The following is a 1,041-nucleotide window of genomic DNA, read 5'->3' on the forward strand; positions in this document are numbered from 1 at the left end:
ATAGGGAAGCCGTAGAGAAATCGAGTCCGAATAGGGCGATCAGTCGCTGGGTGTAGACCCGAAACCAAGTGATCTACTCATGGCCAGGATGAAGGTGCGGTAACACGCCCTGGAGGTCCGAACCCACTAATGTTGAAAAATTAGGGGATGAGCTGTGGGTAGGGGTGAAAGGCTAAACAAACTTGGAAATAGCTGGTTCTCTCCGAAAACTATTTAGGTAGTGCCTCAAGTATCACCATCGGGGGTAGAGCACTGTTATGGCTAGGGGGTCATTGCGACTTACCAAACCATTGCAAACTCCGAATACCGATGAGTGCGAGCTTGGGAGACAGACGTCGGGTGCTAACGTCCGGCGTCAAGAGGGAAACAACCCAGACCGCCAGCTAAGGTCCCAAAGATTGGCTAAGTGGAAAACGAAGTGGGAAGGCTAAAACAGTCAGGATGTTGGCTTAGAAGCAGCCATCATTTAAAGAAAGCGTAATAGCTCACTGATCGAGTCGTCCTGCGCGGAAGATGTAACGGGGCTAAGCCAGTCACCGAAGCTGCGGATATCCTTTATTGGATATGGTAGGAGAGCGTTCTGTAAGCCTGCGAAGGTGTCTTGTAAAGGATGCTGGAGGTATCAGAAGTGCGAATGCTGACATGAGTAGCGATAATGGGGGTGAAAAGCCTCCACGCCGTAAGCCCAAGGTTTCCTGTTCAACGTTCATCGGAGCAGGGTGAGTCGGCCCCTAAGGCGAGGCAGAGATGCGTAGCTGATGGGAAGCAGGTTAATATTCCTGCACCGTCGTATGATGCGATGGGGGGACGGATCGCGGAAGGTTGTCTGACTGTTGGAATAGTCAGTTTCTGTCTCATAGAAGGCGCTTAGGCAAATCCGGGCGCGGAATTCAAGGGGATGGGACGAGTGAACTTGTTCACGAAGCAATCGGAAGTGGTTCCAAGAAAAGCCTCTAAGCTTCAGTCATACGAGACCGTACCGCAAACCGACACAGGTGGGCGAGATGAGTATTCTAAGGCGCTTGAGAGAACTCGGGAGAA

Annotated in this window: 1 rRNA gene; it reads left to right on the top strand. The window is 51.5% G+C overall.

What is annotated here, in order from left to right:
* Positions 1-1,041, top strand: a 23S ribosomal RNA gene (locus OX459_RS28035); the annotation flags it as partial.

Source organism: Janthinobacterium sp. SUN026 (assembly GCF_030397625.1).
GTDB lineage: Bacteria > Pseudomonadota > Gammaproteobacteria > Burkholderiales > Burkholderiaceae_D > Janthinobacterium > Janthinobacterium kumbetense.